Here is a 22636-nt window from a genome sequence, read left to right on the forward strand (position 1 = left end):
CGTCTATCGGGGTGATCGTTATCGTAGCCTGGTCAGACCCATCGGGGATGGCAACGCTCGTGCCGATGCCCGTGTAATCGCTCCCGGAGGTCGCATCGCCGCCAACCGTGAAGTTCACCGTTATCGGGGAACCCGTATTGTTCGTCGCATCTAGGCTGACCGTGAACTCGCCCGTGGTCAAAGGACTCTCCGTGGCAGTGTCGTCACTGGCCGTTATCGTCGCAACCGGGTCAGGGGCAACGTCCTCGCTTTCTATGGTGACCGTGTCACTGGAAGGCGCGCCGACCGTGTAGCCCGTGCCCGCAGCCAGGGTAACCGTGACCGTCTCGTCCGCCTCGACATCGGTATCGTTGACGGGGGTGATCGTTATTGTCGCCTGGTCAGACCCATCGGGGATGGCAACGCTCGTGCCGATGCCCGTGTAATCGCTCCCGGAGGTCGCATCGCCGCCAACCGTGAAGTTCACCGTTAGCGGGGAACCCGTATTGTTCGTCGCATCTAGGCTGACCGTGAACTCGCCCGTGGTCAAAGGACTCTCCGTGGCCGTGTCGTCACTGGCCAGAATCGTCGCGGAAAAATCATCATCATTTGTAATCGTGTAGGTTGTTGTAGTTGGCGCAACCAAATTAACCGTAACATCCAAACTCGACAATGAAAAATCAATATCCTCATCAGGTTCTACGCCCGAATCGTCTGTTATAGAAAATCCAGGAATTGCAAAATTAGCAGGAGTCGTATAATCAGCCGCAGAAATCACTATATCCTGTGGGCTGGAAAACACGTAGTCATCACCAGCAATTGCAGAGCCTCCTGTAACCGTTACGGTAACGGTTGCATCAACTAGAAGATTACCTCCAGAAACTACAACTACTGGCAGATTACCACCGTTTGCTTCATCGTCCGAACCAGTGGCCTGAGAAAACTGGACATCAACCGTTTGCCCAAAACTAATCCCAACTCCAAAAAGTACAAAAGCTATACACAGGAATACCCCCTTACCATAGACAGCAAAGGGTTGTTTTGAGGTTTTTTTTTGGGAGGTTACCATTACCTGATCAATGCGTTTCAGTTTCGTTCGTAAATGCCATTTTAGGTTGGTTGATTGGGAATCTCAATATTACAAAAAAGGCATTTAACCCCCATACCCAATCGGTTCAAATCTGCGTTTAATCGGATAAACGGCTAACACATATTTAGGAAACTTCCGCAGAACTGGTTTCAGACTCTGGGTTGATCTTTTTCACCAAACCTTGCAACACTTTGCCTGGGCCTACTTCCACAAAGGTTTTGGCCCCGTCTTTGACCATTTGTTGCACACTTTGCGTCCATTTTACGGGAGCTGTTAATTGCAGAATCAGATTTTTCTTGATTTCATCGGCATTGGAAACGGCCGTAGTGGTCACATTTTGATAGATTGGGCAAGTTGGTGCACTAAATTGGGTCGCTTCAATGGCCGCCGCCAATTCTTCCCGTGCGGGTTCCATTAAAGGGGAATGAAACGCACCGCCCACCGGAAGCAACAAAGCCCTTCGGGCTCCGGCTTCTTTTAGTTTTTCACAGGCGATGTTCACCGCATCCACTTCCCCGGAAATTACCAATTGACCGGGACAGTTGTAGTTGGCCGGAACCACAATTCCTTCGACTTCTTCACATATTTTTTCCACGATAGCATCCTCCAATCCCAAAACAGCTGCCATGGTGCTGGGCTTTATTTCGCAGGCTTTTTGCATAGCCAATGCTCGTTGGGATACCAATTTGAGGCCATCTTCAAAATTGAGGGTACCGTTGGCCACCAAAGCGGAAAATTCACCCAAGGAATGCCCTGCTACCATATCGGGCTTAAAACTCTCGCCCAATACCTTGCTCAAAATCACAGAGTGCAGAAAAATAGCGGGTTGGGTTACTTTCGTCTGTTTTAAATCTTCTGGGGTTCCTTCAAACATGGTGTCTGTAATGGAAAAACCTAAAATTTCGTTGGCTTTTTCAAACAGTTCCTGTGCTTCGGAATGGTTTTCGTAAAGGTCCAATCCCATCCCAACAAATTGTGCGCCTTGTCCTGGAAAAATATATGCGTTCATAGTAGTCTAGTTTTTTGAGTGGTTCAAAAATAGGGATTATTTGATTCTTAGTCTTCCTTGAACCAACTGGAATAGGTTACATAATTATTGGCAATGCGATCTATCTCCCCTGAGCTCAATTCTGGACTAATATCCTTGATTTTTTTGGCCGGCATACCTGCATAAATACTGCCCGATTCCACATGGGTGCCTTTGGTCACCACCGCACCTGCTGCGATAATGGAATTACTCTCCACCACACAATCGTCCATAATTATACTGCCCATACCCACCAGCACATTATCCTTAATGGTGCAACCGTGCACAATGGCGTTATGACCAATGGAAACATTGTTTCCAATGTTGGTAGGTGATTTTTGGTAGGTACAATGGATTACGGCGCCGTCCTGTACATTTACCTTGTTTCCCATTTTAATGTAGTGCACGTCACCCCGAATTACAGCATTGAACCACACACTGCACTGGTCACCCATGGTCACTTCGCCCACAATGGTGGCGTTTTCGGCGATAAAACAATCTTTTCCTATTTCTGGGGATTTCCCCCTGACGGGTTTGAGTATCATTTAATTTTTTATTGAAAATACGATAAAAGTTCGGCCTTTTTGGAAGCGGAAACGGACAGTTCTTTGCCATTGGAAAGAATCACGCTACCTCCCTTGCCCTTTTTGTACTTGACCACTTCGGCCACATTTACCAAATAGGATTTATGAATTCGGGCAAAAGCATGCGGCTGGAGGGCTTCTTCAAAATATTTTAGGGTCTTGCTCACCAAGATTTTCTTGTGCTCCAAATAGATTTCGGTGTAATTATCATCGGCTTTGCAGAAAAAGATGTCGCCCACTTCCAAAACCTGAAATCCATCTTGTTGCGGTAAGGTAATTTTTCCCTCGGCCTTCATATGGGCAATTTTCAGCACCTGCCCTTCGAGGGCATTTTCCTTTTCCTTGATGGCTTTTACATAATCCACTGCCTTGATCAGTTCATCAATGTTGATGGGCTTCATTAAATAATAGGCCGCATGATGGTTAAGGGCATCCATGGCGTATTGGTTATAAGCTGTGACGAAAATGGCCTCAAAAGTGCGGTCGGGAATCTTATCCAAAAGGTCAAATGCATTGCCAAAGGGCATTTCCACATCTAAAAATACCAAATCAGGTTGATGTTTTTGAATCAGGGTAATTCCTTCTTCAATATTGGCCGCTTCGCCCAACAATTTTACCCCTTTACAGTATTTATTGAGGTAATTCCGAAGGATTTCGCGGCTATTCGCCTCATCCTCTACTATGATTGCCTGTAGTTCCATCAGTCTTTCTTTAGCTTTAAGGTCACTTTGGTCCCGGTTTGATCCTCATTTAGGTTGGTAATGGACACATCAACTTTGTTTTTGTACATATCATTAAGGATTTGGATACGTTTCTTGATGTTCCCCATCCCTTTTGATTTTTGTTTTTTCTGATTGCTGGTCTTCAGTTCCGCAGACTTTTTCCTACCAATACCATTATCGGTGATGGTAATTTCCAGCAAATTTGGCGTGAGCTGTTTTAAGGCAATCTTCAGGAATCCTTTTTCGTCCTTGTACCGCAATCCGTGCCAAATGGCATTTTCAATATAAGGTTGTAGCAACATGGGTGGAATTTGAAACGCATCAATATCCACTTGTTTATCCACATCGATGTTGTAATCGAACTTGTCCGAAAAACGGGAATGTTCCAATTTTACATAGAGCTCCAACAATTCCAATTCTTTTGATAATGGAATAAAATCTTCTTCTGAGTTTTCCAATACACTGCGCATCAACACCGAAAATTCACTGAGAAACCGATTGGCACTCCGCTCATCGCTCTTGGCAATGTAATTGTTTACCGAATTGAGCGCATTGAAAATAAAATGCGGGTTCATTTGGGTGCGCAATGATTTTAACGCCAAAAGATTGTTGGCCAGCTTTTGTTGCTTGTTGCTTCGGTAAAACAAAAAGGCAGTAAGCGCTGTAAGCAAAATTCCAAAAAGTAAAGAGTAGATGATCCATTTTTGCCGCTTGCTGGTCTCTTCGAACAACTGTTGCTCCGTTACCGCCAAACTGTACTTACTTTGAGAAAGTTCCCGTTCTTGCTCCAAACTTGAGATTCGGTTTTGCGTATTGGCAATCTCACGATTGAATCGGGCGGCCCGTGAAATTTCCTGTTCCTTTCTGATATACAGGCTGTCCACCACGGCCACATAATCCTGATACGATTCCAATGCCTTGGAAAAGTCCCCTTTGTACCGATAGACTTCGGACAGTTTTCGGGTAGCATCTTTTTGCACTACCAGGTCATCTTCTTGATCGGCTTCTACAATACTTCTTTCCAAATAGGGTATAGCTTCGTCTAATTTGTCCTGGGCAATGTAGGCACTGGCAATTTTGTAGTTGATGCGTTGGGACGTAATGGTATCCGCCGCCGAAACGCCACGACTCTCCGTACTTACTTTTGACTGGGGCAACTGACGTAGCTCGTTCAAGCTTTTTTTGCGTAGTTGGATTTCATCGTCATAGCGGTTTTTTTGATTGTAGAAATCTGCCACACGTTCACTTTCCTGAATCAACCGTTCTGGAGCTACCTGTCTTGAAAGGTTTAAGCTGTTCTGATAAAACCCCTCTGCCTCAACCACCCTATTTTCACTGGCATAGGTTTCAGCTATTTTTGAGTTTAAGTCGATAACTTTGGGCGATATTTGGTTCTTCTCGGCCACTTGAAGTCCTTCTTGATAAAAATCTTGTGCCTTTCTTGAATTGGAAAGACCTTTGTTGGCATCGCCCAATGCTTCATATAGTTCAATTCGTTGATAGGGAACCATGTTTTTCACATCCAATAATGGGGATAATGTAGACTCTGCTTCTTCAAATTGACCGTTGAGCACATAGGTTTTTCCCAATAGGAGCTTTGTTTTGTTGGATGGTCTGGCGGCAAGGGCATCCTTAAAGTTGGCAATGGCCAGATCGTATTGCTGATGGTACATGTAGATTTCACCCAAAGTGCTGAGCGAAGCTGACAATTCACTTTTGTTGCCCAATGCACCCAAAGGCTCCATGGAACGGGCAATAAAATCAATGCTTTTTTCGAGGTTGGTTCTCTTGTAAAAGTTGGCCGAGTCCAAAAACTGTTGATGGCCTGCAATGCTTCCCCTGGCCCCAGAAGTCGACCTTTTTTCTTTTTTGGTTGACTTTGATACAACATATCCTTCAACCAAAACATCCACATCTTCATTGGAACGGATACGATGCCGTACCGTTTCAAATTCAGGGCTCTCAAAGATGAGTATATCCCCTATTGCGGCCTTAATGGTAAACTCCCCAAATGCATTGGTCCGGGTGTACTTTCCCTGATCGGTGGAAACCTGAACACCGGAAATTGGGGAAAAATTCTCTTTTCCCTTCACTGAGCCCTCAATGTCCATCTCCACACGTCCACTGTTCACCTGTGAAAACGCCACAACGGAGGTCAACATCAACAAGAATAGTATGTATCCCTTTTTAATCATGCATTGTAAACTTAGTTCATCCCAAGCGTATTAAAAAATGGACCAAGTGCGAAAAACACCTAAAAGCATCCCAAAAATTCCACTTTACAAACCCATTTGGCCCAGTGGCTCACTAAAGGTTCCCGTTGACTCATTCTGGATTTTTATTGAAAAAAGTTGGAAATACTTTTAGGGCATCATTCTAAAAAAATTGAATCATGAAATATTTGAAACATCTATTCGGAACAGTACTTTTTGTAGCGGTGACGGGAACATCCTATGGTTGTAATCTTAAGGTAGCGGAACCTGTCAACACCACATTGATTGCAAAATCCATCGCTGAAAAACCAGCAAAGCAATATGTGAAGATTGCCCTTTTGTTGGACACGAGCAATAGCATGGATGGTCTTATAAATCAGGCCAAAGCCCAACTTTGGGACATTGTAAATGAATTTACCCATGCCAAATGTGGAAACGAGAGTAGACCATCCCTTCAGATTGCCCTTTATGAGTATGGAAACGATAATTTATCCTCAAGGGAAGGCTATATTAGACAGGTCATCGGCTTTAGCAACGATTTGGATGAGATTTCAGAAAAATTGTTTTCCCTTACCACAAATGGTGGTGAAGAATATTGTGGTGAGGTAATCCAAACCTCTTTGAAACAGTTGGATTGGGGCAAAAATGCCGATGACCTTAAAATGATTTTCATTGCAGGGAACGAGCCCTTTACCCAAGGAAAGCTCAATTACAAGGATGCAGCCTACAATGCCAAAGAAAAGGATGTCATCGTCAATACTATTTTTTGCGGTAATTACGAGCAGGGTATTTCTACCCAATGGAAAAGTGGTGCTATTTTGACCGGAGGTGATTATATGGCCATTGACCACAACAGACAGGTAGTGCACATTGCCACCCCATATGATGATGTCATTATCCGATTGAACTCCAAATTGAACAGCACCTATATTTCTTATGGAAGCCTTGGTCGTGAAAAAAAGGCCATGCAGAGTGCACAAGATAGCAATGCGGCCGAAATGGAAGCTGCCGTAGCGGTAAAAAGGTCAGTGAGCAAAAGTTCACGGATGTACAAGAACTCGCAATGGGATTTGGTGGATGCCGTTGAGGAAGATGAGGAAATCATTTCGGAATTGGTAATAGAAGACCTTCCTCCAGCACTTCAAGGCAAATCAGAAAGTGAGATCAAAAGCTATGTGGACGGAAAAAAGGCAGAGCGGGAAAAAATTCAAAAAGAAATCCAAGAACTAAACACAAAGCGTGAAGCCTACATTGCCGAGCATCAAAAAGAAGAAAAAGGGGAATTGGAAAATGCGTTGTTGAGCGCCATCAAAACACAAGCTTCCAAAAAGAACTATACTTGGGATTAGACGTAAGTTGTAGTGTTGAACAGTGAAAAATGGTCTATCCTAAACCGATAGGCCATTTTCAGTTGTTGGCCGCCGGACAGTAGCAGTCGTAACGTTTACCTTGATCGCTTTGTCCAAAGTCATACCCCAAGGTAATTTGATGGAAACCACCATTATCAAAACGAATATCGCCAGATTGATAGGAATAGTTATAGGAAAATAAAAACCGGTTCACATTTACCCCAATAATGGGTGTGAACAATTGTAACCGCTGTTCCCCAAAACCACCATTGGTCTGAAATTGAGCACCATCGAAACTCCTTCTGTACGACAATCCACCCCAAATGGTCCCAAAACTTACATCTTTATAGACCTTCGCATTGATATCGATGGTCTTCTCCTTGGTAAAATCAGTCATTTGGAACAAGATAGAAGGCTCTATCCGTGTACTCTTTCCAAAAACATACCCTGCCGACAACAAATACCTTCTTATATTATCAAATCGGGCAGCACTGTAAAGATCACGGCCACTTCCTAAAATGTTCAAGATGGCGGCATGGGCATAGAACTCAAAAATATTGTAGGAAACCCCCAAATCCACATTAAAATAACTGGTGGTATTTTTCACCCCAGTAATCACGGGGTCAGGAATTACAGATCTAAATTCGGTTTCATCCAAACTACTCAATATCACCCCGGCACTCAATCCAAAAGACAATTGGTTCAGGGTTCTAAAATCCCCAGCCAATTGTAAATGGTGTGCATACGTGGCCTTAAATCCGGTTTGGGAGTGATAGCCATTGGCATCGTTGAAAATAATTCCACCAACACCACTTTTTGACCCCACTCTGGAATTGATGTTGAACGTCTGCAAACTAGGTGCCTCGTCCACATTGAACCATTGCTTACGGGCAGTTAGACGTATCTTGGTTCCCTCGGCAATCCCTGCCATTGAGGGATAGACCAAATAGTAGTTATCCGCCAAATAATCAAAATAAACGGGGATACCTTCCTGAGCTTTTGCTGATAGCCCAAAAAACAGGGTGATGATGATTGAGGTTAGGTAGCGTCTCATGTGACGATTTTGGGCTGTGATTGAGGTTTAAACACTATTAAACATAAACATAACGGTTCATGTACTACATTATTATATTATTTTGTAATGCAACGCAACTATTGGTATTTTTGCAGAAAGATTCGTCATGAAAGAATACAATATCACCATAGTCGCCACCAATAACCCAAAGATCATTAAATTGGAAGCCAATCATTTTTTGGTCAAGGGAAATTACGAATATAAAAATATAGATGAGGCCAAGAATTCTCCCTTGGCACAACAACTCTTTTATCTTCCATTTATTAAAACGGTCTACATTTCCGGAAACTTTATTGCTTTGGAGCGGTATGACATTGTGGAATGGAATGATGTAAAGGATGAAGTAGCCCAGCAATTGGTGGAATATCTTAATGCCGGTGAGCCTGTGGTTCATGAGGAACTGACCCAGAAAAAAGAGCCCGTTACGGTTTATGCCGAGGTGACACCTAACCCGGCCGCCATGAAGTTTGTTTGCAACAAACGCATTGTGCCTACTACGTTTGAGTTTAAAAATATTGATGAGGCCAAGGATTCCCCTTTGGCCAAGGAACTCTTTCAATTTCCTTTTGTAAAAGAGGTATTTTTTGATGAGAACTATGTATCCGTCTCAAAATATGAAATGGCTGATTGGGAGGAAATCACCATGCAACTCCGTGAGTTTATCAGAGACTTTTTGGGTGATGGCAAGGAAGCCGTTACTGCCCAGGCCATTGAAAAGACCAAAGAGAGTGTCCAAGGTGCTTCACAAATACAATATGATGACACTTCACAGCAAATCATTGATATTTTGGAGGAATACGTGAAGCCTGCGGTTGCAAGTGATGGCGGAAACATTATGTTTCAGTCGTATGAAGAAGAGAGCCGGACGGTCAGTGTTATCCTTCAAGGTGCATGCAGTGGTTGCCCTTCCTCCACTTTCACCCTCAAAAATGGAATTGAGACCATGTTGAAGAATATGATGGGTGATAAAATCCGAGAAGTTGTGGCACTGAACGGCTGATTTTTAAGGTATTCTTACCAAAATTGTGATCAATTTTTGTTAAATTGAATAAATTTAAAAATCACTACCCATGGCAGTTTTAAAAGTAATAGAAGTATTGGCAAATTCCGATAAAAGCTGGGAAGATGCAGCTAAAAATGCATTGGACCAAGCCACTAAATCGGTTAAGAATATTCGTTCCGTCTATATCAACGAGCAAAGCGCTACGGTTAAGGACGGAAAAATCGATAATTATCGAGTTAACGTTAAAATTACCTTTGAGGTGAAATAACCCCAAGGGCAATGCACAATATAGCGCCCGCATTGGGCGCTTTTTTTATGTTCAAAAAGAATACTATGCTAAAAAGAATCACCATTGTATTGGTTTTGCCTTTTTTCTTCTTTGGTTGTAAGCAAAAATCCGACAAAGTGACCCACAAACATACCAACGCCCTCATCAACGAAACCAGTCCGTACCTTTTGCAACATGCCCACAATCCCGTGAATTGGGAAGCCTGGCATCCCGAGGTTTTGGAACGTGCCCAAAAGGAGGATAAACCCCTTCTCATCAGTATTGGGTATGCCGCTTGCCATTGGTGCCATGTTATGGAAAAGGAATGCTTTGAAGATGAGGAAGTGGCCCAAATGATGAACGAGAATTTCATCAACATTAAAATTGATCGCGAAGAACGCCCTGATGTAGACCAAATCTACATGGATGCCATCCAAATGATGTCCGGAAATGGCGGTTGGCCGCTCAATATTGTAGCACTGCCCGATGGAAGACCCTTTTGGGGTGCCACCTATGTTCCAAAAGACAATTGGGTGAAATCACTACAACAACTAACGGAATTATATAAAAATGACAAAGCAAGAGTCACCCAATACGCCACCGACCTTGCCAGCGGTATTCATGCCATCAACCTAGTGGAAAATGCCAAAGATTCTGACTTATATACCTTGGAGCAATTGGATGTGGCAGTGGCCAATTGGTCCCAATATTTTGACTCCTTTTTAGGGGGATATAAGCGGGCTCCAAAATTTATGATGCCCAACAATTGGGATTTCTTATTGCACTACGCTACTGCGAACGACAAACCCGAGCTCTTGGAACAAGTGAACACCACCCTCAGAAGAATGGCCTATGGAGGCGTCTATGACCATGTGGGTGGTGGATTTTCCAGATACGCGGTGGACACTACATGGCACGTACCTCATTTTGAAAAAATGTTGTACGACAATGGGCAATTGTCCAGTTTGTATGCCAAAGCGTATGCGGTCACCAAAAATGAAATGTACAAAGAAGTGGTTGATGAAACCTTAGCCTTTGTTCAGGAAGAGCTTTGGGATGAAAATGGTGGTTTTTATTCGTCATTGGACGCCGATAGTTTAAATGAAGAGGGCGAACTTGAGGAAGGTGCCTATTATGTTTGGACGAAAGAACAATTGACACAACTATTAGGTGAGGATTACAGCATTTTTGAAGCGTATTACAACATCAATTCCTATGGCCTGTGGGAGGAAGGGAATTATGTACTCATCAAAGACAAGCCCGATGAAGAAATTGCCGAAAAATTCAACATTTCAGTTGCTGAGTTGAAAACGAAAATGGACAGTGCCCGAAAAATTCTCAAGGAAGAAAGGGCTAAACGCTCCAAACCTAGATTGGATGATAAGATTTTGACCTCTTGGAACGGATTGATGTTAAAGGGATTGGTGGATGCCTATCGCTACTTGGGCAATGATGCCTATTTGGATATGGCCTTAAAAAATGCAAAGTTCATTGAAACTGAAATGATCAAAGAGGATCATTCACTCTTCAGAAATCATAAAGAAGGAAAGAGCAGCATCAATGGCTTTTTAGAGGATTATGCTTCCGTCATTGAAGCCTATTTGGCCCTATACGAAGTCACTTTTGATGAAAAATGGCTCAATCATTCCAAAAAATTGTTGGACTACACCAAAGTCCATTTCATGGACAAGGAATCAGGCATGTTCTTCTTTACTTCGGATGAAGACCACTCCTTGATTCGTAGAAGTATTGAAACCAACGACAATGTTATTTCCGCCTCCAACTCCATTATGGCCAAAAACTTACTGAAGTTTCATAAACTGTATCCTGATGAAGGCTACGGAGACATTGCCAAGCAGATGGTCATCAATGTGCAAAAAGACTTTGATACCAGTGCCCAAGGTTTTGCGAATTGGTTGCACGTAGTCCTGTATGAAAATCAAAATTTCTACGAAATTGCCCTTGTGGGCGAAAACTATAAAACTTTGGGCAAAGAAGTCGCCAGCACCTATTTACCCAATAGCATTCTAGTAGGATCTAAACAAGAAGGAAACCTGGAATTATTGGAAAATAGGTACGTAGATGGGGAAACCTATGCTTACGTCTGTATTGAGGGAACCTGTAAATTGCCCGTGACCTCTTCTGATAAGGTTTTAGAGCAAATCAAATCGTTCCGCTAAAGGTTAACAATTGTTTAAAAGGGGCATCCTTGAATATTAGAAGATTTTCAGTTAAGTTATCAGGAAACAAAATTTAGTTATGGAAGAAATAAAAAATTACCAAGAGTATATTGATAAAGGTGTTGAATGGGCCATAGGGGTTTTGCCCAATATACTTCTGGCCATCATTACTTTTATCATTGGTTTATGGATCATACGGTTTATCAACAAACTCATAAGACGATTTTTTGAGAAAAAGGATTATGACCAAACCTTGGAAACCTTTCTACAAAGTTTCTTCAGTATAGCGCTAAAAGCTTTGCTTTTTGTACTTGTAATTACCCAATTGGGTGTAAAAACTTCCTCATTGGTAGCCATTGTGGGTGCTGCCGGTCTGGCCATTGGTTTGGCCTTGCAAGGTTCTTTGGCCAATTTTGCCGGAGGGGTGCTCATCCTCATTTTTAAACCTTTTAAGGTTGGGGATTGGATATCGGCCCAAGGTGTTGACGGTGCCGTAAAAGAAATTTCCATCTTCAATACCAAATTGAACACCTTTGGCAATCAAGTGGCCATTATTCCCAACGGGCAATTGTCCAACGGAAACATTGTTAACTACAACATGGAAAACAACAGAAGGGATAAAATTGATGTAGGTATTGGCTATGGTTCCAATATCAAGGAAGCTAAAGAAATTTTGCTTCAAATCTGTGCAGATAATGAAAATATCCTCAAAGAGCCTGCTCCAGAAGTATATGTGGGGGCATTGGGCGATAGTTCGGTAAACCTGACATTACGTTTTTGGGCACCCAATGAAGTGTTCTGGCCGGCACACTTTTATGTGATCGAAGAGACCAAACTACGTTTCGATGCCGCTGGAATTGAGATTCCCTTCCCACAACGGGTTATGCATCAAGCACCAACAGATTAAGCTTTCTTTTTGGATTGAATTACAAAATCCTTTAGGTAATACGGTTCAAAATAGGCTACATCCTCAAACTGGCCCTTCTCGTACTTTTCAAAGGCAATAGGGGCCATTTCTTTTGCTGATGGAACTATGGAGGCATCAAATTGGAAGTTGGAATGTCCCAATATCTCCTTGCATTTTTCGGCACCGCTGCCCACTACACATACTTTATGTTCAGAAGCATAGTCGGTAAAGGAATTTTCATCGATGATTTCTGCACGGGTCTCCCTAATTTCTTCATATTGATGATTGAATACGGCCGAATAGACCTCCATACGTCGGGCATCCAGTACTGGAATCACCAATTCTCCTTCTTGTAATTGCACCTGATGCGCCATACTCTCCAAGGTAGGAACGGAAATCAAGGGCAAATCCAGCGAAAAACACAATCCTTTGGCTGCAGAAACCCCAATGCGAAGGCCTGTATAAGAACCAGGCCCTTTGCTGACAGCAATGGCATCTAAATCTGAAAACGACAAAGAAGCCTCTTGCAAGACTTCTTTGATAAATACATGTAATTGCTCTGAATGGGAATAGTTTACCGCATTGTTTTCCTTTAGGAGAATTACCTCATCCCCGTTGGAAATACTAACCGAACAATTGGTCGTTGCTGTTTCTAAATTGAGTATTATGGCCATAGCGGCCACAAAGATACTAGTTTAAAGAAATGGGAAGACCAAAGTAGAACTCCAATATTTTTAATCGGAAGATATAATCGTACTTGGTACGGATTACATCAGCTTGTGCATTATCTACCCTTGCCTGTGCCTGACTAAAATCAAAAGCATTCATTAAGCCCACTTCATATCGTTCCTTGGCATATTCATAAGCTAGTGTGCGCGCTTCCAATGTCTTTTCTGCAGCGGTATAGGCCTTTTCAAATGTATTTACATCGACATAAGCTTGTTGAATGGTGTTTTCCAAATCCAATTTATCTTGCTCGAACTGTAATTTGGCCTTTTCCAAGCTTATTTTAGATCGTTTTACTCCATTGCGGGTACTCCATCCATTGAATATTGGAACACTTAATTGTGCACCATAACTGACACCGTCCAAAATCCATAACTGATCGGTAAAACCAGGAGTGTAAACACCACCGCTACCATTTGGAATTAAAGTGATATCAGAATAACGTGTTCCATATTGGAAGAATCCAGAAATAGTTGGGTAGTAAGCTCCCTTGGCAATTTTAAGGTCCTGTTCTGCTAATTCTACATTGGACTGTGATAGTTTGATATCATTTCTAAAAGTCAACGCCTTATCAAAAATGACTTTTGCTGAATTGTCCAAAATATCAGATGGTGGAATTTCGAACTCTTCTTCAGCAATATCAAAGTTTTCGTAATCGGTTATTTGAAGCAATTGTGCCAAATTTACCCTGGCAATCAGCACCAAGCTTTCACCATTGATTATTTGTTGTTCTTGGTTAGCAGCTGTGGCCTCAATTTCCAATAGGTCACCCCTGGGTACCACACCGGATTCCACCAATTCCTTGGTTCGATTCAAATCCTGTTCAGTGACCGCATATTGGGCTCTAAAGGTCTTTAATTGCTCTTTGTTGGAAAGTACTTGCAAATAGGCATTGGCCACATTCAGCCGAATATCATCCTTTAGATTATCCAAACGGTATTGATTGGCAATGGCACTCATTTTAGCCCGATTGTATCTGTTGATATTTCGGAGTCCATCGAACAACGTAATATTGGAACTCACTCCCATGTTCATATTAAATTGCGTACTATTGGTAGGCAAGTTGGTCGATGGGTTAATGGAAAATCCAGTATTGCTCGATGCCGTTGTGTTTCCATTCAAGGATGGAAGAAAATCCCCCAAGGCATCTGATCTATCAATTTGTACGTTCTCTAAATCCAGTTCAAATTGTTGTACGGTCAGGTTATTTTCCACTGCATAGGTCACACATTCCTGCAAAGTCCATTTGCGCATTTGCGCATGGGAAACACATATGGTGAACAGCAATAGTAAGGTCGTTAAACTAAGTTTCATTCGTTTTTTGATTTATTATCGTTTTTTGATTTCTGTTTCTGGTTGACCCATTAGCTATTGGAATCTTCTTCGCTTTTCTTTTCAAGTCTATTCCACACCTTAATCTTGTCATCCTCACCCAAACCGGAAAGAATCTCTACATCAATACCATCGCTAATTCCCAACTCGACATCTCTTTTCTCAAACTCATTTTCACCTGTTTGCACCTCAACATACGGGTCATCACTATCCTTATCAAATTGCAAAAGGGCTTCTTTGATAGATAGGACATCTTTCTTTTCTTCAAGTACTATGGAAGCATTGGCACTATAACCAGCCCTAACATTGGTACTGTCGTTCACTTCCAAATCACCCTCAATTTTGAACTGTACCGCGCCTTCTTCTTCCACACCCTTGGGTGCTATGAACTTTAATTTGGCCGGAAAAGTCACTTTATCCAAAGCGCCCATGCTAATGACCAGGGGCATGCCGAGTTTCAATTTGCCCACTTCCGCTTCATCTACCTCACCTTCAAAAATCATTTTGTTCATATCAGCAATAGTGGCGATGGTGGTACCGTCGTTAAAATTGTTACTCTGAATTACTTGGTCTCCAACCTCAACAGGAATTTCCAAGATGGTACCACTTACGGTTGCCCGGATATTGGTGTTGGCACTGGATGAGCCTCCGGCGGAACCTTTACGGATAATTTGATAATCCGCCCTGGCATTTTCCAGTTCTTGCACCGCTTGATCGTAAGTAAGTTTTAAATTGTTGAAATCTTGGCTTGAGATGACTCCCTTATCGAACAAGGCTTTGTTTCGGTCGTACTCAATTTTGGCATTGTTCAAGGAGAGTTCAGCATTTCGCACCCTTCCAGCTGCCTGGTTCAAAGATTGTTCATTGGGCACCACTTTGATTACGGCGATCAAATCCCCGGCATTGACATCGGCTCCTTCTTCCAAATAGATTTGCTCAATGATTCCTGAAATTTGAGGTTTAATCTCAATTTCTTCCTCTGGAATCACCTTGCCCGTAACCACCACTTTATTGGTAATGTCCTTTTTTTCAACGGTCTCGGTCTCGTAAAGTTTCAGGGGAGTACTGTTCTTCTTTAAAAAGTAAACCACTGCGGCCAATAACACAAAGACTCCAATTGCTATCAGGCCATATTTTACGTACTTGTTCATTATTTAAAATTTGATTGTTGTTTATTTTTTATTTATGCTTATTCTTCTCGCAATGCTTCTATGGGGCGAATACGAACCGCCCGGTTTGCTGGAATCAATCCAATCAATACACTGAGTCCGACCATCGAAATAAAAGATTTCAAAAACTGGGGAATACTGACCATCGGATTCAATAAGGGTATGCCATCCTGGCCGCCCTCACCCAAAAAGCCATTGATCATGGCCAAAATGCCGATGGCAATGGAAAATCCGATCAACCCCGCAAGAACGGTCATTACAATCGATTCCAAAATAATTTGTCTCCTTACAATTTTTGGTGTGGCCCCCAATGCCCTTCTCACCCCAATTTCTTTGGTACGCTCCTTAACGGTAATCAAAAGGATATTACTAATGGCGATGACTCCCGCTATCAGGGTAAAGAACCCGATAAAGCCGGAAACACCTTTCAGTACAGAGGTAAACGTGGTGACATTATTGAAGATTTCCGACATATCAAAACTGCCTATTGCCCTATCATCATCTGGATGGATATCGTATTTGGTCTTCAATAATTTTTTGATTTTCTGTTCTACCACCGGCACTTTGGTATCTTCTTGTACCGCAATGGCCATCCATCCCAACCGATCTCCAGAACCAAAGGCTTTTTGGAAGGTTGAAAACGGAATGAAAACCGCATTTTCCCCATCGATATTGACATTGTCATTGGGCTTATAAATCCCAACTACGGTAAAGAAAACCCCATTGATACGCACATCTTCCCCAATGGCAGTCTCATCTTTGTCGAAAAGGAGTTCATAGGTTTCCTCCCCAATGACACAGACTTTTTTGGAGGCTTCAATATCCGTATTGTTCAGGAACCTTCCCTCTACCAATTTTTTCTTGGTCACCTCATCAATAACCGGATAATCTCCATATACCGCTGACCCACTGGTTCTCCCATTTCTGTAAACGGTGGTTACGCCTCTATGCGAGCCCAGCTCAATCCTAGGGGCCAATACCTCAATCTCAGGGATTTGTTCTTTAATAATTTCAGCATCTTCCATATGGAATTGGATTCTTCGCCCCCGCTCAAATCCCTTGTACGGTTCGGAAGTGCTTTGGGCCCAGACAAACAGACTATTGGACGCTGTTCCTGCAAATACGTTTTGAAACATATTGGACATGCCATTGGAACTTCCCAATAACAAAATCAATATGATCATGGCAATGACCACCCCCAACATGGTCAAAATGGTCCTAAAGATATTTTTACCCAAGGTATTGAACACTTCACTCCATAAATCTCTATCGAATAACCACATGCTATTTATCGCTTAATGCTACTATTGGTTTTACGTTTGCTGCTTTTATAGAGGGAATCAACCCTGCCAAAACCCCAGCCACCACCAAAATGATGGTTGCCGTAACTACTGTTGAAATACTCACCGACGGATTCGCAAATGCCGGTGTGTCAATGTTGGGACCAATAATCCCTAATATCAATGATGCGAAGAGCATCCCGAAAAATCCGGCCAATACTGTTGTAAAGATAGACTCGAGCAATACCAATTTTATGATTTGCCATGGCTCGGCTCCCAATGCTTTTCTTACCCCGATCTCTTTGGTCCTTTCTTTTATGATAAACACCATGATATTGCCAATGGCCACTACTCCTGCCAGCAAAATCAACGCACCAACAATAATACTCATGGTACTTAGGCCCGTTGTAAAGTTGGAGATGTCTGAGAAAATCTGTGCATAGTTGAACACCCGAACAGCAGCTTGGTCATCAGGGTCTACTTTATGCCTTCTTTTCAGCAGATTTTCCAATCGTTCCGAAAAACTCAAGGCCTGCGTAAGGTCAAAATTGGGATTATAGGTGAGTGAAATCTGGTTGATTTCATCGGTTTGACCATAAATCCGTTGCATAGTGGTAACTGGGGCATAAATGGTTCTTTCCGCATTGTCATCCCTGCCTTCTTCCTCAAAAACCCCTATAACCTTGTAAGGAAGTCCATTGATTTCTAGAAAACTGCCCAAAACAGAATCTTTTTTATAGAGATCCTCCACTATTTTTTTTCCAACTACGGCGACTTTCGAACTCTTGTACAAGTCATTATCGTTTATATACCTACCTTCTGTAAGTCGTGTCTTGTCAATGAGCAGATAGTTTGGATTAACGCCTCTTAGACTATAACTTCCAGTTTCAGATTTATATCGGGTGGTAGCACCTTTGAACATGACCGGGGTGATGTATTCCACATCCTTTGGAAAACTTTTACTGATATATTCGACATCATCGTTACGAAGCTGAATCCTACGATCGGCTTCAAAACCAGCATACGCTTTGGAGGTAGACCCAGTACGGATAATAATGGAATTATTGGCATCATCAGCAAATTGACCGGTAAATCCATTCTTCATGCCATTTACCGAACCCAACAACAGTACCAAAATAAAGATGGCCCACGCCACGGAGAAGCCCGTTAAAAAGGTACGCAGCTTGTTGTTCTTGATGCTGTGGAAAATTTCCTGCCAAATATCCCGATCAAACATACTGTTCTGCCCTTACTTGTTCAATTTTCTTGTCTTCTACAATAACACCATCCTTTAGGTGTACAATACGTTTACACATGTGAGCGATGTCCTCTTCGTGGGTCACCACCAAAATGGTATTGCCGTCATCATTTATTTTTTGGATGAGGTCCATCACCTCATAAGACGTTTTACTGTCCAAGGCACCTGTAGGTTCATCTGCCAAGAGGACTTTGGGCTCTGCAGCCATGGCACGCGCAATGGCCACCCGTTGTTTTTGCCCTCCAGACAATTCGCTGGGCAGATGATTGGCCCATGGTTTTAGACCTACCCGATCTAAATATTGCATGGCTTTCTCCTGACGCTCTTTTCGGGGTACTTTTTGGTAGTATAGGGGAAGGGCCACATTTTCTAGGGCACTTTTGTAATTGATAAGGTTAAAGGATTGAAAAACAAAGCCCAAGAATTTGTTCCGGTATTGAGCAGCTTTGGTCTCACTTAAATTTTTGATTGGGACACCGTCCAAGGTATATTCGCCAGAATCAGCTCCGTCCAACATTCCCAATATGTTCAACAAGGTTGATTTACCCGATCCCGAAGACCCCATTATGGCTACCAGCTCCCCATCATCTACTTTAAAGTTTATCCCTTTTAAAACATGAAGGGAATTGCTCCCCATTTTATAGGATTTATGAAGATCTTTGATTTCTATCATGATTGGTGATGTTAGCTATCTAGTTTTTAACTTCTGCAAGTAAGACATACAAGTTGTTAAAATGTTACAAGATAGTATTGAAATTTTATGTTAAATGATTACTAATTTGATGGTTCGGGCTCAATAGCGTTCCAAACTTTTACTTTGTCGTTTACGCTGACACCCGATTTTACCTCAACATAAATACCATCGCTAACACCAAGTTCCACATCCCTACGTTCAAATTTTTGTTCCGAAGTTTCTACTTCCAGAAAAGGCTTTTTGGTATCATCATCAAATTGAACCAAAGCTTCTTTAACAGCCAATACACTATCGGCCCGAGCCAAAATAATGGAAGCATTGGCACTGAGTCCCGCTCTTATAAAAGTAGTATCAAGTTTTTTGAGACTGCCCTTGATTTCAAATTGAATAGCGCCATTTTCTTCCTTTCCTTTTGGTGCTATATAATCCAAAACCGCATCAAAGACTTTGTTTTCAATGGCACCTACAGTGATTTCCAAGGGTAAATCTTCTTTTATTTTCCCCACTTCGGATTCATCTACTTTGCCCTCAAAAATCATTTTGTCCACATCGGCAATGGCAGCGATGGTTGTTCCTTCATTGAAGTTATTCGCCTCAATAACCTGGTTCCCCACCTCAACAGGCACCTCCAGCACCATACCGCTTACGGTGGCCCGGATCATGGTATTGGCGGCATTGCTAAGGCCACTGGTGGTTCCGGTCTGTACAATATCATACCGTTTGTTGGCCGCACCATACGATTGCTTGGCCTGATCGTAGGAGACCTGCGCCCGCTCCAAATCGGTTTTGGAGATAACACCTTTGTTGAAAAGTGTCAACTGACGTTCATAATTTCTTTTTTGATCATCCAGATTGATTTTGGCTTCGTCAATGGCATTTTTGGCATCGTTCAATGCAGAAAGATTAGGCACAACCTTTATTTTGGCCAATAGATCACCTGATTTCACATAATCACCTCCCTCAATATAGATTTCCTCAATAACACCCGAAATATTGGGTTTGATCAAAACTTCTTCCAAAGGAAGGATGCTACCTGTGGCCACAGCTTTTTTAACTATGGTCTGCTTGGAAGGTTCCTCAGTTTCATATACCACGGGATCCTCTGCATTTTTTGAGTACAAATAGTACATGGAGCCCCCGAATACGATGACGATGAGCAACAGGATGATAATGGTTACCGATTTTTTCATGTTTATCTAACTAATTTTGATTGATTGATTTCTTATTCTGTTCGTAATGCTTCAATGGGGCGCACCCTGATGGCACTTTGGGCCGGAATGAACCCTGCCAAAAGCCCGGATATCGTTAGTATGAGCAATGCCCCGCTGACAACCCCTATACTCACACTTGGATTCATGAACATATCCACAGGTCCCACACTATCTAATAAAGAATTGATTCCGTAAATGACCAAGGAACCAAAAATAATTCCCACCATCCCTGAAATTATTGTAAGGAATATAGATTCCATGAGTATTTGTTTTTTGATGGACCAAGGTTGTTCTCCCAAGGCGCGACGTATCCCTATTTCTTTGGTACGTTCCTTCACCACAATGAGCATAATATTACTCACCCCGATGATTCCAGAGAGCAAAACCATGATTCCAACAATGTAGGCCACTCCTTTTAGGGCTCCAAAAAGACTTTCCACTCGGTTGTACTGCTCATACAGATCAAAATATCCTATGGCGCGGGTATCCTCCGGGTGCACTTTGTGCCTTTCCTTCATTACTTTGACAATCTTCTCCTTTAGTTGGGATATGGAACTACCGTCTTTTGCTGTAATGGCCATCCATCCTACATTTTCACCTCTATTAAAAGCTTGGGAAAATGAGGTAAAGGGCACAAAAATTTCTTTTTGTCCTTCTTCGCCATTTCCACTATCGTTCTTTTTATAGGTGCCAATCACCATAAAATTGACCCCTTGAATCTTGATATAGGTCCCCAAAACCTCTTCATCCTGATCATAAAGGTCGTTTTTGACCCCTTGTCCAATAATGGCAACTTTTCGTTTCTCCTGAATGTCGTTGAAGTTTAAAAACCGCCCAGAGGTGACCGTCATGGGGTCTTGGTTGATAATTTCCGGATAATCTCCGTACACATTATAAGCTCCTGTTCTTATCCCGCGAACTACGTTGTTAGATCCCCGAAATCCACCTAACTGGTTTCTGGGCGAGATAAATCGCATATTGGGAACATTGTCTTGAATGGCCTGCACATCGCTGATCTTAAATTCAAAACTTCTACCCTTTGGCAAGCCTTCGTAGGGTTTGGTGGTGGCCCTTGTCCACATAAACATAGTGTTGGTGGCTATGTCCCCAAAATCCTGTTTAATGCCATTTTCGAGACCTTTGCCCGCAGCCAATAACACAATGAGAATAAAGATGCCCCAGCAGACTCCAAAAGCAGTGAATATGGTACGCCACACGTTAGTGGTGAGCACTTCCAGTATTTCGCGCCATCTATCTTTATTGAACATGGTACAAGCTTTTCCGTTTCTTATTCATCCCGTAATGATTCAATTACCTGGACCTTGGCAGCCCGCCATGCAGGCACAAAACCAGCCAAAGTACCTGCCAAAATAAGGACGAGTACCGTTGAAAAGGCCACATTGAAGTTTACCGAAGGGTTCTTCACATAATCAATCTCAACATTGGGCCCCACCAACTCCAATAAGGCCATACTAAAAATAAGTCCTGTAAAACCGGAAATGGCCGTGACAAAAATGGATTCGTGCAGAATCATTGCAATAATGGACCATGGTTTGGCTCCCAATGCCTTTCTAATCCCAATTTCCCTGGTTCGTTCTTTGACCACAATCAGCATAATATTGCTCACCCCCACTACCCCAGCAATGATGGTACAGATTCCCACAAACCAAAAGAACAGCTTAATGTTGTTCGTCAACCCGTAATAGCGCTTGGCCTCTTCCAAGGCACTCCAGACACCTATGGCCCCTGTATCATCTGGAGCGATGGTATGGGCTTGCTGTAAATATTCCCTAAGATTATTTTTAAAGGTAATGGACTGAGCCACGGCTTCATCAAAATTCTCCACCGGTGGAAGTGTATAGGACATGGTGTTTATCCTATCTCCTCCATTGAAGACGCGTTGGGCCGTGGTAATTGGGATATAGATCACTTCCTCCTCACGATCCTCCATTTCACTGAACACCCCAATGACCTTAAAGGGAATCCCGGAAAAATCAATAAACTCACCAATGGGAGATTCTACCTCATTAAAAACATCCTTTTTGATTTTATTTCCGATAATGGCCACTTTTCCAGTGGACACCTCATCTTGATAATTGATAAATCGGCCTTCTACCATAGACGCATTATCTATAAACTGGAAGTCGGAGCTTACGCCTTGAACGCCATACACCAAAGCTTCCTTACCATAGTTTACGCTAATCCCACCAACAAATACTCGTCCTGATTCGTATTCAATGGTTTCATTGAACATGGCGCTCGCCTTATCAATGTTTTCGTTAACCAGCTGGATGCGTCTGCCTGGATTAAGTCCTTTATATTCTTTTGAAGTTATGCCGGGCCAAACCCAAACACTGGTAGAGGCATCTTGCTTAAACTCATGCTCAATACCATTTTGCATACCTTGGCCAAAGCCCAATAAGATAACAAGAATGAATATCCCGGAGGCAACCGAGAGACCGGTCAAAAAAGTTCGCAGTTTGTTCTTTCGGATGGTATCGAATATCTCTTGCCATCGTTCAATATCGAACATAGGTCGGTGTTTTGATTGATGAAGTACGCTAAGGTA

The 22636-nt window shown here is 42.5% G+C and carries 20 protein-coding genes; 5 read left to right on the forward strand and 15 right to left on the reverse strand.

Features of this window, described 5'->3' with window-relative positions; genetic code table 11:
* The 5 genes from J0X14_RS11005 to J0X14_RS11025 form a co-directional block, all read right to left on the reverse strand.
* Positions 1-1048: Calx-beta domain-containing protein (locus J0X14_RS11005; RefSeq protein ID WP_207097830.1), on the reverse strand; the 1048-nt coding region annotated here is incomplete at its 3' end.
* 145 nt (positions 1049-1193) lie between these two features.
* Positions 1194-2078 carry an ACP S-malonyltransferase gene (fabD, locus tag J0X14_RS11010; protein WP_207097831.1) on the reverse strand — a complete coding sequence of 295 codons (885 nt, stop codon included), beginning with the start codon at positions 2076-2078 and terminating at the stop codon, positions 1194-1196.
* A 47-nt stretch (positions 2079-2125) separates the two neighbouring features.
* Entirely contained in the window at positions 2126-2641 is a 516-nt protein-coding gene (locus J0X14_RS11015) for a gamma carbonic anhydrase family protein (protein WP_207097832.1), read from the reverse strand.
* 8 nt (positions 2642-2649) lie between these two features.
* Positions 2650-3381, reverse strand: a complete 732-nt coding sequence (locus tag J0X14_RS11020) for a LytR/AlgR family response regulator transcription factor (RefSeq protein WP_207097833.1) — start codon at positions 3379-3381, stop codon at positions 2650-2652.
* Complete coding sequence (locus J0X14_RS11025) at positions 3381-5597, reverse strand: histidine kinase (RefSeq protein WP_207097834.1); 2217 nt, start codon at positions 5595-5597, stop codon at positions 3381-3383. The genes J0X14_RS11020 and J0X14_RS11025 overlap by 1 nt, the downstream gene beginning before the upstream one ends.
* A 197-nt stretch (positions 5598-5794) precedes the next feature.
* Between J0X14_RS11025 and J0X14_RS11030 the strand changes: the two genes are divergently transcribed.
* Positions 5795-6964, forward strand: a complete 1170-nt coding sequence (locus tag J0X14_RS11030; protein WP_207097835.1) for a vWA domain-containing protein — start codon at positions 5795-5797, stop codon at positions 6962-6964.
* 58 nt (positions 6965-7022) lie between these two features.
* On the opposite strand, the gene J0X14_RS11035 is transcribed toward J0X14_RS11030, so the two are convergent.
* On the reverse strand, positions 7023-8018 hold the full coding sequence (locus J0X14_RS11035; RefSeq protein WP_207097836.1) for a type IX secretion system membrane protein PorP/SprF: 996 nt from the start codon (positions 8016-8018) through the stop codon (positions 7023-7025).
* Positions 8019-8145: 127 nt separating this feature from the next.
* Between J0X14_RS11035 and J0X14_RS11040 the strand changes: the two genes are divergently transcribed.
* The 4 genes from J0X14_RS11040 to J0X14_RS11055 all read left to right on the forward strand — a co-directional run bounded on the left by J0X14_RS11040 (position 8146) and on the right by J0X14_RS11055 (position 12397).
* The gene (locus tag J0X14_RS11040) at positions 8146-9039 is read left to right on the forward strand and encodes a NifU family protein (RefSeq protein WP_207097837.1); all 894 of its coding nucleotides are present in this window, start codon (positions 8146-8148) and stop codon (positions 9037-9039) included.
* Between the two features lie 70 nt (positions 9040-9109).
* A complete protein-coding gene (locus tag J0X14_RS11045; protein ID WP_207097838.1) occupies positions 9110-9310 on the forward strand; it encodes a dodecin family protein in 201 nt (66 codons plus the stop codon).
* 65 nt (positions 9311-9375) lie between these two features.
* On the forward strand, positions 9376-11490 hold the full coding sequence (locus tag J0X14_RS11050) for a thioredoxin domain-containing protein (RefSeq protein WP_207097839.1): 2115 nt from the start codon (positions 9376-9378) through the stop codon (positions 11488-11490).
* A gap of 79 nt (positions 11491-11569) precedes the next feature.
* The gene (locus J0X14_RS11055; RefSeq protein WP_207097840.1) at positions 11570-12397 is read left to right on the forward strand and encodes a mechanosensitive ion channel family protein; all 828 of its coding nucleotides are present in this window, start codon (positions 11570-11572) and stop codon (positions 12395-12397) included.
* On the opposite strand, the gene tsaB is transcribed toward J0X14_RS11055, so the two are convergent.
* The 9 genes from tsaB to J0X14_RS11100 form a co-directional block, all read right to left on the reverse strand.
* Positions 12394-13071, reverse strand: coding sequence for a tRNA (adenosine(37)-N6)-threonylcarbamoyltransferase complex dimerization subunit type 1 TsaB (tsaB, locus tag J0X14_RS11060; RefSeq protein WP_207097841.1), 678 nt, complete (start codon positions 13069-13071; stop codon positions 12394-12396). The genes J0X14_RS11055 and tsaB overlap by 4 nt on opposite strands.
* Positions 13072-13087: 16 nt before the next feature.
* Entirely contained in the window at positions 13088-14437 is a 1350-nt protein-coding gene (locus J0X14_RS11065) for a TolC family protein (RefSeq protein WP_207097842.1), read from the reverse strand.
* A gap of 50 nt (positions 14438-14487) precedes the next feature.
* The gene (locus J0X14_RS11070; RefSeq protein WP_207097843.1) at positions 14488-15606 is read right to left on the reverse strand and encodes an efflux RND transporter periplasmic adaptor subunit; all 1119 of its coding nucleotides are present in this window, start codon (positions 15604-15606) and stop codon (positions 14488-14490) included.
* Positions 15607-15644: 38 nt separating this feature from the next.
* Entirely contained in the window at positions 15645-16907 is a 1263-nt protein-coding gene (locus tag J0X14_RS11075; RefSeq protein ID WP_207097844.1) for an ABC transporter permease, read from the reverse strand.
* A gap of 1 nt (position 16908) precedes the next feature.
* A complete protein-coding gene (locus J0X14_RS11080) occupies positions 16909-18141 on the reverse strand; it encodes an ABC transporter permease (RefSeq protein WP_207097845.1) in 1233 nt (410 codons plus the stop codon).
* A complete protein-coding gene (locus tag J0X14_RS11085; RefSeq protein ID WP_207097846.1) occupies positions 18134-18835 on the reverse strand; it encodes an ABC transporter ATP-binding protein in 702 nt (233 codons plus the stop codon). The genes J0X14_RS11080 and J0X14_RS11085 overlap by 8 nt, the downstream gene beginning before the upstream one ends.
* 101 nt (positions 18836-18936) lie before the next feature.
* Positions 18937-20046: an efflux RND transporter periplasmic adaptor subunit gene (locus J0X14_RS11090; RefSeq protein WP_207097847.1), complete on the reverse strand. Its 1110-nt coding sequence runs from the start codon at positions 20044-20046 to the stop codon at positions 18937-18939.
* A 32-nt stretch (positions 20047-20078) separates the two neighbouring features.
* Complete coding sequence (locus J0X14_RS11095; protein ID WP_207097848.1) at positions 20079-21335, reverse strand: ABC transporter permease; 1257 nt, start codon at positions 21333-21335, stop codon at positions 20079-20081.
* A gap of 20 nt (positions 21336-21355) precedes the next feature.
* Positions 21356-22600 (reverse strand): ABC transporter permease, encoded by a 1245-nt coding sequence (locus J0X14_RS11100; protein WP_207097849.1) that lies wholly within the window; start codon positions 22598-22600, stop codon positions 21356-21358.
* Positions 22601-22636 lie beyond the last annotated feature (36 nt).

Origin of the sequence: Allomuricauda sp. CAU 1633 (genome assembly GCF_017313225.1) — a bacterium.
In the GTDB taxonomy this organism is placed as follows: Bacteria; Bacteroidota; Bacteroidia; order Flavobacteriales; family Flavobacteriaceae; genus Flagellimonas.

What these genes read in the sequence shown, in the direction of transcription:
- fabD (WP_207097831.1), bottom strand. Translation starts at nt 2,078, where the DNA reads ATGAACGCATATATTTTTCCAGGACAAGGCGCACAATTTGTTGGGATG.
- J0X14_RS11015 (WP_207097832.1), bottom strand. Translation starts at nt 2,641, where the DNA reads ATGATACTCAAACCCGTCAGGGGGAAATCCCCAGAAATAGGAAAAGAT.
- J0X14_RS11020 (WP_207097833.1), bottom strand. Translation starts at nt 3,381, where the DNA reads ATGGAACTACAGGCAATCATAGTAGAGGATGAGGCGAATAGCCGCGAA.
- J0X14_RS11025 (WP_207097834.1), bottom strand. Translation starts at nt 5,597, where the DNA reads ATGATTAAAAAGGGATACATACTATTCTTGTTGATGTTGACCTCCGTT.
- J0X14_RS11030 (WP_207097835.1), top strand. Translation starts at nt 5,795, where the DNA reads ATGAAATATTTGAAACATCTATTCGGAACAGTACTTTTTGTAGCGGTG.
- J0X14_RS11035 (WP_207097836.1), bottom strand. Translation starts at nt 8,018, where the DNA reads ATGAGACGCTACCTAACCTCAATCATCATCACCCTGTTTTTTGGGCTA.
- J0X14_RS11040 (WP_207097837.1), top strand. Translation starts at nt 8,146, where the DNA reads ATGAAAGAATACAATATCACCATAGTCGCCACCAATAACCCAAAGATC.
- J0X14_RS11045 (WP_207097838.1), top strand. Translation starts at nt 9,110, where the DNA reads ATGGCAGTTTTAAAAGTAATAGAAGTATTGGCAAATTCCGATAAAAGC.
- J0X14_RS11050 (WP_207097839.1), top strand. Translation starts at nt 9,376, where the DNA reads ATGCTAAAAAGAATCACCATTGTATTGGTTTTGCCTTTTTTCTTCTTT.
- J0X14_RS11055 (WP_207097840.1), top strand. Translation starts at nt 11,570, where the DNA reads ATGGAAGAAATAAAAAATTACCAAGAGTATATTGATAAAGGTGTTGAA.
- tsaB (WP_207097841.1), bottom strand. Translation starts at nt 13,071, where the DNA reads ATGGCCATAATACTCAATTTAGAAACAGCAACGACCAATTGTTCGGTT.
- J0X14_RS11065 (WP_207097842.1), bottom strand. Translation starts at nt 14,437, where the DNA reads ATGAAACTTAGTTTAACGACCTTACTATTGCTGTTCACCATATGTGTT.
- J0X14_RS11070 (WP_207097843.1), bottom strand. Translation starts at nt 15,606, where the DNA reads ATGAACAAGTACGTAAAATATGGCCTGATAGCAATTGGAGTCTTTGTG.
- J0X14_RS11075 (WP_207097844.1), bottom strand. Translation starts at nt 16,907, where the DNA reads ATGTGGTTATTCGATAGAGATTTATGGAGTGAAGTGTTCAATACCTTG.
- J0X14_RS11080 (WP_207097845.1), bottom strand. Translation starts at nt 18,141, where the DNA reads ATGTTTGATCGGGATATTTGGCAGGAAATTTTCCACAGCATCAAGAAC.
- J0X14_RS11085 (WP_207097846.1), bottom strand. Translation starts at nt 18,835, where the DNA reads ATGATAGAAATCAAAGATCTTCATAAATCCTATAAAATGGGGAGCAAT.
- J0X14_RS11090 (WP_207097847.1), bottom strand. Translation starts at nt 20,046, where the DNA reads ATGAAAAAATCGGTAACCATTATCATCCTGTTGCTCATCGTCATCGTA.
- J0X14_RS11095 (WP_207097848.1), bottom strand. Translation starts at nt 21,335, where the DNA reads ATGTTCAATAAAGATAGATGGCGCGAAATACTGGAAGTGCTCACCACT.
- J0X14_RS11100 (WP_207097849.1), bottom strand. Translation starts at nt 22,600, where the DNA reads ATGTTCGATATTGAACGATGGCAAGAGATATTCGATACCATCCGAAAG.